At 42.7% G+C, this 2,175-nt stretch carries 2 protein-coding genes and 1 pseudogene; all 3 read right to left on the bottom strand.

Annotation, left to right across the window (positions count from 1 at the left end):
- Window positions 1-327, bottom strand: a pseudogene (locus WB217_RS13865) (ABC transporter permease); the annotation flags it as partial.
- Between the two features lie 18 nt (window positions 328-345).
- Window positions 346-1,287, bottom strand: a complete 942-nt coding sequence (gene nikB / locus WB217_RS13860; protein WP_423993807.1) for a nickel ABC transporter permease — start codon at window positions 1,285-1,287, stop codon at window positions 346-348.
- A 289-nt stretch (window positions 1,288-1,576) separates the two neighbouring features.
- Complete coding sequence (locus WB217_RS13855) at window positions 1,577-2,026, bottom strand: Lrp/AsnC family transcriptional regulator (protein WP_423993806.1); 450 nt, start codon at window positions 2,024-2,026, stop codon at window positions 1,577-1,579.
- Window positions 2,027-2,175 lie beyond the last annotated feature (149 nt).

The following is a 2,175-nucleotide window of genomic DNA, read 5'->3' as shown; positions in this document are numbered from 1 at the left end:
GAGTGTGACTGCACCTATCCCAACCAGCAGTGAGATTCTTGCCCCATATACAAGGCGGCTCCACATATCTCGTCCAAAGTTATCTGTTCCGAGCCAGTGCGCTTCGGTCCCTGGGGGCATCTCTGCAAGTACCAGGTTTTGTTTCACCGGATCATGTACTACAAAGGCTGGTGCGAAAATAGCAAGTACAACTTGGACCGCAATAATAACGAGACCGACCAAAGCCACTTTATTTTTGATTAGCCGCTTCCAGGTTTTGATAAAGGAACGCTCCTTTTTCTTTACTGGAAGGACTGCTGCAGTGGCGCTTGCTGTTTCTAATGACATGTTATCCTTCCCCCTTTTTTAATCGTAACTGATTCGCGGATCGATGAATGCGTAGACGATATCAACGATCAGGTTTACAAGAACGAAAAGTGTCGCTACCAGTAATACGCCTCCTTGAACCATTGGGAAGTCACGCGCAGCTATCGATTCAATCATTAGACGCCCAACACCATTAATGGCAAAAACCTGTTCTGTTATGATTGTTCCACCCAGCAGGAACCCGAAGTTTAGGCCGATAACCGTAATAACGGGAATCATGGCATTCCGCAAACAGTGAATCATAACGACTGACTTTTCTTTTACACCTTTTGCTCTAGCCGTCCTAACGTAATCTGCTTTGATGACTTCCAGCATGGCCGAGCGGCTCATTCTCGCAATCATTGCTGCTGACCCAGTCCCAAGCGTAATCGCCGGCAGGATCAGCTCCTTCATTCCTTCAACAGTCCACATTGGCGAGCTCAATCCTCCAACCGGCAGCCACTGTAGATTTACCGCAAAGACAAGGATCAAAATGGCGCCAAGCCAGAAGTTCGGGATCGAAATCCCCGCTAATGCCACTGTTGTAGCAGTAGCATCAAACCAGGTATTATGCTTTAAGGCAGAGATAATACCAGCCGTAACCCCAATCACAATGGCCACAATGATACTTGCAATGGCGAGACTGAGCGTATTAGGGAACCTGGTAATCAGTGCATCCGCAACAGCTTCCTTCGTTTGGAACGAGAAGCCGAAGTCCCCCTGTACAACTCCCTTGAGATAATCAAAGTATTGAACAAGGATTGGCTTGTTCAACCCAAGGTTTTCCCTGATCCCCTCGATATCTTCTTTTGATGCTGTCGGTCCGCCAATGATGCTGGCAGGATCTCCCGGGGCAATATGCATACTCATAAAGACAATAAACGAAATCCCCAGCAAGAGCAGTAACAGCTCTGTAAACCTTCTTACTATTAAGCCAACCACTGTTTTTCCTCCTTTTCTTATAAAATAGAAGAATACTCCAATTCCACACACTTACTGAAAAAATGAAAGCGGTGACACTTTGTTTACGTTTGTTAAGTAAAAATTAAATTATGATTAACAAACGTAAGAGTTTTAAGTTTTTTCTCATTTTAAAGCATATTCAGAATATTGTCTATGATCATTATTAAAATGGTTCCTTGGTCATACTTATCGGTTCTTTTCGGGTAACTAAATATTAAAAAAGGCCCATGAAGGTTATGCCCCTTCATGGACCTTTTTATATAACTTATCAAAGCTTCAACCCAGTACGGCTTTTAAAGCGACGAAGCATGATTTGACTTTCTACCCTGCTTATTCCCTCCACCGCATATAGTTCGTTATTTATAAACTTTTCCAGCGAGGCAAAATCTTCAACAAGAACATGCATATGTAAAGTACTTGGTCCAGTCATTTGGTAACAACTCGCAACACTAGGATTATTCGCAAGACTTTCAGCAACAGAAACCAGGAATGCAGGCTCGCAGTCAACTTCGAAAAACGCGGAAACATTTTTCCCGACCGCTTCCGAATTAATGACAACACTGAATTTCTCAATGACACCTGACTCTTCCATCCGGTTTACACGTTCCCTCACAGCCACCCGTGAGAGACTCAGCTCTTTGCCAATATCCGCATATGAAATTCTCCCATTCTCAGTCAAAAGCGATAGAATCTTTCGGTCTACATCATCTATTTTCATAAAACCATTTCACCACACAATCTGTTAGTCATACCATGATATCCTACAGGTTTTTTTAAAATGGAACTAAATTAACCTTTCAGGAAAAAACGCATACTTTGGATATATTGAATGTGTTTTCTAAATATTCTTCCCTTTTTATTATATCC

Origin of the sequence: Mesobacillus sp. (genome assembly GCF_049588175.1) — a bacterium.
Classification (GTDB): Bacteria; Bacillota; Bacilli; order Bacillales; family Cytobacillaceae; genus Mesobacillus.
This window is presented reverse-complemented; position numbering and strand designations above follow the sequence as displayed.